Below are 6,840 nucleotides of genomic sequence, written 5' to 3' on the forward strand. Positions count from 1 at the left end.
CGCATGGGTGATGCTTTTCGCCTTCGACCAGGAAGGGCAGGTGTGTTCCGGCCCATGGGTCTGCGCATATTGCTCATGGATGAGCCTGCCACCCTTCACGATGACGGTGCCGAAGGTCTCGCCAAGCTCTGCCGAGGGGTTTTCCGCAAAGGCTTTGTCCATAAGCCGGGTAAAGCGGGCCTTGTCCATCTCGTCCGGCAACTCGCCTTTCGGCCAGTCACTGGTCGGCCAGGGCACGCCTGCGGGTTGGGCGGGCAGGGGCGGCAGATCGGTCTTGCTCATCATCTCTCCCGGATTCGGCCTTTATTTGTGTGCGCCGATGGTGCCCGCTATCCTCGCCGCCAACAAGCGTTCAGGGGAGGACGAGATGGCGTTGCCGAGGCTGGAGATCGACGGGGAGTGGTTCCGGGATATCGAGGGAAGGCGGCGTATTCTGCGCGGCGTCAATCTCGGCGGCGACTGCAAGATGCCCTACACCCCGAACGGACACACCAACATCCCGACCGATTTTTCCGATCACCGGACCGTCTCCTTTGTAGGCCGGCCCTTTCCGCTCGCCGAGGCGGAGGAGCATTTTGCGCGGCTTCAGGCATGGGGCTTCAACTGCTTGCGCTTGCTGACGACATGGGAAGCCGTCGAGCATGAAGGCTCGCGCCGCTATGACGAGGCCTATCTCGACTATTTCGCCACGCTCTGCCGCATGGCGGGTGACCACGGCCTCTATGTCTTTGTGGACTTCCATCAGGATGTCTGGAGCCGAATGACGGGCGGTGATGGCGCGCCGGGCTGGCTCTTCGATGCGGTCGGTCTCGACTTCACGAAGTTCCATGCCGCAGGTGCGGCGCATGTCATGCAATACAAATATGATTTCGCGCGCGGCGGGCGGCAGGAAGAGAACTATCCGACCATGACATGGTCGCAGAACTACAAATATCCCGCCAACGGGATCATGTGGACGCTCTTCTTTGCCGGTAACACTTTCTGCCCGGACTTTCTCATTGAAGGCCGCCCTGCGCAGGACTTTCTGCAGGAACATTATTTTGGTGCGATGGAGGCTGTCGCAAGGCGGGTCAGAGATCTGCCAAATGTCATCGGCTTTGATTCATTGAACGAGCCGGGATCGGGCTATGTCGGCCAATATATGAGCTATCGCCATGTCGGGCCGAGCGAGAAAAACCCGTTCCCTGCGCGGCCGGGGCTTGCATGGTCGGTGCTTGATGGCTTCGCTGCGGCCCGTGGCCTCGCCCGCGAAATTCCTGAAATGCAGATTGACTGGGAGCAGCGCGCCGTCGTGAAGAAAGGCGATGTGCTGGTGAATGGCGACGGCGTTTCCATCTGGCGCGATGGTCGCGCATGCCCCTTTGAGCGGGCCGGTGCCTATCGTATCGCAGGCGGCGCGATTGAAGCGGGAGATGAAAACTTCTTTGTTGAGCGCAACGGCCATCGCTTCGACATGGAACACGATTTCATGGGTCCGTTCTTTGCGCGTGTCGCAGAGCGCGTGCGGGCAATCAATAACGACTGGCTGCTCTTTGCCGAGCTTGATCCGGGATCGGGCCTCGGGCGTGGCTTCCCCGAAAACACGCCCGAGCGGACCGTGAATGCAAGCCACTGGTATGACATCGTGACGCTGTCCACGAAGCGTTTTGATTTCCCGGTAAAGATCAATCCCTATACGGGCCGCACGTTGGAGGGCGCAGAGGCGATCGAGGCGTCCTATGTTCGCCAGCTCGGCCGATTGAAAGAAGCATCACGCACCCTGAATGGCGGCACTTCTGCGCCCGCGCTGCTGGGTGAATTCGGCATCCCCTTTGATCTCGATGATGCCGCTGCCTACAAGGCATGGGCGAAGGGTGATCGCACGGACGCGCCGTGGGAGAAGCACATCATCGCGCTTGATCTCATGTATAACGCGCTCGACCAGTTGCTGATGAACTCGACGCAATGGAACTACACGGCGTCAAACCGGAACGATCAGGCAATCGGCGACGGGTGGAATCAGGAAGACCTTTCCATCTACAGCATTGATCAACGCGAAGACCCGGCCGACATCAATAGCGGTGGTCGCGCATTGAAGGGTTTCGTACGCCCCTATGCCCGCATCATCGCCGGTCGTCCGCTCAAGATGAAGTTCAAGCGCGAAACGGGCGTCTTCCGCTTTGTCTATGAGGTGGAGGGCGAAGGAGAGACAGAAATCTTCGTGCCCGCAATCCAGTATCCGAATGGCTATGAGATAGAGGTAGAAGGCGGGACGGCGATCCGTGATGAAGCGCACCAGCTTGTCCGCATTCGCGCCGTGGGCGCCAGCAAGATCGGGGTAACGATCACAAGAAAATAACGCCAAGGCTAACGCGTTCGGCAGCCAATTGACAAGTATGTTGTCGTAGTCTTATATGACAATATTCTTGTCATGTGGGGGCGGCCATGTCCTATGATGCGATCGAAGCCTTTCTCCGGCTGGAATTCGAACTTTTGCAATATCTGGCCTTTTTCGGCCTTTTTCTCACCTTTGCGGTTCTGGAAAATCTGGTGCCGCGGGATAGGGCCGCACAGGAACGGCTGAGGCGATGGCCGGTCAACGGGGCGCTGACGGCTCTCAACATCATCGTGCTCGGTGCCGTGCCGGTCGGCGCAATTGCGGCGGCTGACTGGGCGCAGGCAAATGAAATCGGCGTCCTCAACATTGCGGGGCTTTCCGCGCCGGTGGTCTTCATTCTCGGCTTTCTTGCGCGCGGCTTCTTCTCCTGGGGAACGCATTTCCTCAATCACAAGGTGCCATTCCTCTGGGCGATCCACCGCGTCCACCATGTCGATACCAGACTTGATGTATCGACGACGGTGCGTTTCCACCCGTTGGAATTTGTCGTCACAACGCCCCTTGTGCTGGCAGGCATCGTCCTTTGCGGTATTCCGCCTCTCGCGCTCCTGATCTATGAGCTGATGGATGCGGGTGTCACCGTTTTTTCCCATTCCAATGTGCGTCTGCCGCGCTGGCTCGACCGCTTCCTGCGTCTTTTTATCGTCACGCCTGACGTGCATCGCGTGCATCACTCGTCATATCGCCCTGAAACGGACAGTAATTACGGGGCAGTGCTGACGATCTGGGATCGCCTTCTCGGCACGTGGCGTACCAAGTCGCCCGAAGCCCTTGCCGCGCAGCAAAACGGTCTTGCCGAATGTCAGGATGGTCGCAGCCACTCCCTGTGGTGGCTTCTCTTCCTTCCCTTCATGCGGCTGCGAAGCCGTGACACATCGACGGGACAGGCTGAACTCGTCTGAAAGGAAAAACCATGACCCCGAAAGCGAAAAAGATTGTGGCTCTCACGCGGGCCGTGCGGGACACCTTCAACAGACTGAAAGCGGTGACAGACGCGCTTCACGATGATCTCGGTGTCACCGCCGCCATGCGCGCCGTGATGGAAAGCCTGCACGAAGAAGGCCCGATGACCGTCCCGCAAATAGCAAGCAGCAAGGGAGTGACACGACAGCACATACAAATGCTGGTCAACGGGCTTTGCGAGGCAGGGCTTGCAAGTGTGAACGAAAATCCGGCGCATCGCCGCTCCTCGCTTATCGCGCTCACGGAAAAGGGAAAACGCGTTTTCGCCACCATGCGCGCGCGTGAAGCGGAAATCATCAGCGAGCTTGCCACCGGCCTTGACGCAAATGCGCTGGAAACGGCAACCGAGATTCTCACCCGGCTTTCGCTCCGGCTTGAGGAGCGGCTCGACAAGGGGCTCGTGGATCAATGAGCCTGCGCCGGAAACTCCTCAACCAGTTCGCCCATCCGCACGGGGTTCTGGGACATGTCGCGGGATGGATACTTGCCAGCCGTACGTCCAACCGCATGCGCAATGAATGGGTCGTTGACCTTCTTGCGCCAGGCGGAAGTGACCATGTGCTTGAAAATGGCTGTGGACCCGGCGTTGCCCTCGCGCTTTGTCTGTCGAAGGCGCCGGGTATATGCGCAGTCGGTGTTGATCGCTCCGGCGTAATGATACGGCAATCAGCAACGCGCAATCGTGAGGCTGTCCGCAGCGGTCGTCTTATTCTCGCTGAAGGTTCCATCGAGGCCCTGCCCGCCACCACCGCACCTTTCGACAAGGCGTTTTGCATCAATGTCATCCAGTTCATTGATGACAAGGAGGCCTTCATCACGAAGATCGCGCAACGGCTGAAACCGGGCGGCATGCTCGCCATCGCCTATCAGCCACGCCATGCAAATCCGACCCGTGCGGATGCGCTTGCAATGGCAGACACGCTGGAGCGCATTTTTTCTGCTTCAGGTTTTGAAGCGATCCGCAAAGAAGAACTCGCGCTCAAGCCCGTACCGGCGATTTGTGTGATGGGGTGCCGCGCGCACTAGGGGCTTTGTTTCCTGCGCCATTCCTCGACATTTGCCGCGATGGCGGATGATGCGCGTTGCATGGGAGCGAGATAGCGCTTCACCGCCTCTGCCTCGCTCATGGCGACACCGAGATAACGCATGGTGATGCAGGCGCTCACGCTTTCGCCGCTCATCACCGGCACGGCAATGCCGATGGCGGGGTCGCCGCGCATGGGCGCTGTCGTCGCATATTTGCGCTTGCGAATGGTGGAGAGCAGGGAAGCGACATATTTCTCGTCACGCGCCAGCGCATTTGCAGCCGCCCGCGATGAGCGGAGCAAGGCAAGGATGAGGCGTCGTTCCTCTTCCGGGCAGAAAGCGAGATAGGTGCGGCCAAGCGCGGAGACGAGCATGGGCAGCCGCTTGTTGAGCCAGTCCGGATCGGTGCTGAAGGGACTTTCATGTCGCGTCGAAATCCGCACCAGCATCGCGTCGCGGTCGAAAGTCGCGAGTGCAACCGGCCATTTGTATTCCGCTGTCAGCGCAGAGAGAAAAGGCCGCGCTGCCTCCACCACGAGATCATTGTGCCGGAAGCCGCTCGAAAGGCGGAGAACACGCTCTGTCAGTGTATAGCCAGCGCTGCGCGAAATGCGCCGCACATAGCCGGCGGCAATCATCGTATCGAGCAGGCGAACAAGCGTGGGCTTGGGCAGGCCCGTCGCTTCGTGGAGATGTGTGAGCGTTGCCGTGCCCGCAGCGTTCAGCGCTTCAAGCACGCGAAAACTTCTCACGGCGGGCTGAACGCCCTCTTTGGCCTCACGCGACTGGGGCATATTTCCTCCGACCGGCAGGCATCGTAATTCCGCTATGCGGAATCGCCAAATTTTGTGAAACGCGATCCGCAGATTTGCGTTTAGGCTCATCGGCAGGACAAGGGGAGGAGAAACCATGAGCCAGGCTGTGCCCATGCCCGATGCGGCGCCCTTCACGATCTCGCCACTTACGCCCGCCATCGGGGCGGAGATTTCAGGCGTCGATCTTTCAAAGCCGATGAGCGCGAGCCTGCTCGCCTCGCTTCGGGAAGCGCTGCTGGAATGGAAGGTGATCTTTTTTCGCGATCAGGACATCACCACGGAAGAACATCTCGCTTTTGCGCGGCAATTCGGCGAGCTGGAGGTGCATCCTTTCGCGCCACATAAGGAGGGCTATCCCGAAGTCCTCGCTATCACGCATGACAAGGACAGACCAGGCCGTGAAAATGTCTGGCACAGCGATGTGACATGGCGGACGTGCCCCTCGTTAGGTTCCGTACTGCGTGCCATTGAAGTGCCGGATGTCGGCGGTGACACGCTCTTCTCCGATATGTATGCGGCCTATGAAGGCTTGTCGGACGAGGTGAAGGAGAAGGTGGAGGGTGCCGTCGCAATCCACGACTTCGCGCATTTCCGGGCACTGATGAAGAAGATGGGAAAGACGCCGGAAGAGATCGAGGAGATGAACAAGGCCTATCCGATGGTCGAACATCCGGTGATCCGCACCCATCCCGAGACAGGCCGCAAGGGCATCTATGTGAATGCCGCCTTTACGCAACATATTGTCGGCTTGGAGCGCTCGGAGTCAGACGCCTTGCTCGCGCATCTTTATGCGCAGGCTGCCATCCCGGAATATCAGTGCCGTTTCCGCTGGCAGGAAAATTCGGTCGCCTTTTGGGATAACCGCGCCTGCCAGCATTATGCCGTTTCGGATTATTGGCCTGCCGTTCGGCGCATGGAGCGCGTGACGATCATCGGCGACCGTCCACGCTAGGGGCGGCGTCATGCCTTGTCGGTGACGGCGAGCGCAAAGGCATAGACACGCGCGACTTCCTTCAATCGCTCGAAGCGGCCGGAGGCACCGCCATGCCCTGCATCCATATTGATGTGGAGCAGGGTGACGCCGTCATTCGTGCGCGCCTCCCGCAGCTTCGCCACCCATTTCGCAGGCTCCCAATAAGTCACGCGCGGATCGGTCAGCCCGCCCAGCGCAAAGATATGCGGGTAGGGGCCGGGGCGCACATTGTCATAGGGGCTGTAGGAGGCGATGTAGTCATAGGCTTCGCGGCTCTCGACGGGATTGCCCCACTCATTCCATTCAGGCGGCGTGAGCGGCAGTGTTGCATCAAGAATTGTGGCCAGCACGTCAACGAAAGGCACTTCCGCGATGATGCCCTTGAAGAGATCAGGGGCCATGTTCGCCACCGCGCCCATCAACATTCCGCCCGCGCTGCCGCCCTGCGCGACGATCTGCCCGCGCGAGGTGAAACCTTCTGCCGCGAGATGTTCGCCCGCGGCTATAAAGTCGGTAAATGTGTTGCGCTTCTTGTCCTGCTTGCCTTCATTGTACCAGCGATAGCCCTTCTCCTTGCCGCCGCGAATATGCGCGATGGCATAGACAAAGCCGCGATCGACAAGGGACAGGCAGCTTGTGGAGAAGGAAGCCGGGATGCTGATGCCGTAGGAGCCATAGCCATAGAG

General features: G+C 59.4%; 7 protein-coding genes and 1 pseudogene. 5 read left to right on the forward strand and 3 right to left on the reverse strand.

What is annotated here, in order from left to right; all coding sequences use genetic code 11:
* Window positions 1–282: pseudogene (locus WBF74_RS06490) on the reverse strand (serine hydrolase); the annotation flags it as partial.
* A gap of 85 nt (window positions 283–367) precedes the next feature.
* On the opposite strand from WBF74_RS06490, the gene WBF74_RS06495 reads away from it, so the two are divergent.
* From WBF74_RS06495 to WBF74_RS06510, 4 genes are all read left to right on the forward strand, one after another.
* Complete coding sequence (locus WBF74_RS06495; protein WP_424436959.1) at window positions 368–2,338, forward strand: cellulase family glycosylhydrolase; 1,971 nt, start codon at window positions 368–370, stop codon at window positions 2,336–2,338.
* Window positions 2,339–2,424: 86 nt separating this feature from the next.
* A complete protein-coding gene (locus WBF74_RS06500; RefSeq protein ID WP_424436962.1) occupies window positions 2,425–3,279 on the forward strand; it encodes a sterol desaturase family protein in 855 nt (284 codons plus the stop codon).
* A gap of 11 nt (window positions 3,280–3,290) precedes the next feature.
* Window positions 3,291–3,752, forward strand: a complete 462-nt coding sequence (locus WBF74_RS06505; protein WP_424436965.1) for a MarR family winged helix-turn-helix transcriptional regulator — start codon at window positions 3,291–3,293, stop codon at window positions 3,750–3,752.
* Window positions 3,749–4,366 (forward strand): class I SAM-dependent methyltransferase, encoded by a 618-nt coding sequence (locus tag WBF74_RS06510; RefSeq protein ID WP_424436968.1) that lies wholly within the window; start codon window positions 3,749–3,751, stop codon window positions 4,364–4,366. The genes WBF74_RS06505 and WBF74_RS06510 overlap by 4 nt, the downstream gene beginning before the upstream one ends.
* On the opposite strand, the gene WBF74_RS06515 is transcribed toward WBF74_RS06510, so the two are convergent.
* Window positions 4,363–5,160, reverse strand: coding sequence for a DNA-binding transcriptional regulator (locus tag WBF74_RS06515; RefSeq protein ID WP_424436971.1), 798 nt, complete (start codon window positions 5,158–5,160; stop codon window positions 4,363–4,365). The genes WBF74_RS06510 and WBF74_RS06515 overlap by 4 nt on opposite strands.
* 115 nt (window positions 5,161–5,275) lie before the next feature.
* Between WBF74_RS06515 and WBF74_RS06520 the strand changes: the two genes are divergently transcribed.
* Window positions 5,276–6,133: a TauD/TfdA dioxygenase family protein gene (locus WBF74_RS06520; protein ID WP_424436974.1), complete on the forward strand. Its 858-nt coding sequence runs from the start codon at window positions 5,276–5,278 to the stop codon at window positions 6,131–6,133.
* An 8-nt stretch (window positions 6,134–6,141) separates the two neighbouring features.
* On the opposite strand, the gene WBF74_RS06525 is transcribed toward WBF74_RS06520, so the two are convergent.
* The coding region (locus WBF74_RS06525; protein ID WP_424436977.1) for a prolyl oligopeptidase family serine peptidase at window positions 6,142–6,840 on the reverse strand (699 nt) is incomplete at its 5' end.

Source organism: Parvibaculum sp. (assembly GCF_049672805.1).
GTDB lineage: Bacteria > Pseudomonadota > Alphaproteobacteria > Parvibaculales > Parvibaculaceae > Parvibaculum.

Coding starts and splice junctions, on each gene's coding strand:
- WBF74_RS06515 (WP_424436971.1), bottom strand. CDS start 5,160: ATGCCCCAGTCGCGTGAGGCCAAAGAGGGCGTTCAGCCCGCCGTGAGA.
- WBF74_RS06500 (WP_424436962.1), top strand. CDS start 2,425: ATGTCCTATGATGCGATCGAAGCCTTTCTCCGGCTGGAATTCGAACTT.
- WBF74_RS06505 (WP_424436965.1), top strand. CDS start 3,291: ATGACCCCGAAAGCGAAAAAGATTGTGGCTCTCACGCGGGCCGTGCGG.
- WBF74_RS06495 (WP_424436959.1), top strand. CDS start 368: ATGGCGTTGCCGAGGCTGGAGATCGACGGGGAGTGGTTCCGGGATATC.
- WBF74_RS06510 (WP_424436968.1), top strand. CDS start 3,749: ATGAGCCTGCGCCGGAAACTCCTCAACCAGTTCGCCCATCCGCACGGG.
- WBF74_RS06520 (WP_424436974.1), top strand. CDS start 5,276: ATGAGCCAGGCTGTGCCCATGCCCGATGCGGCGCCCTTCACGATCTCG.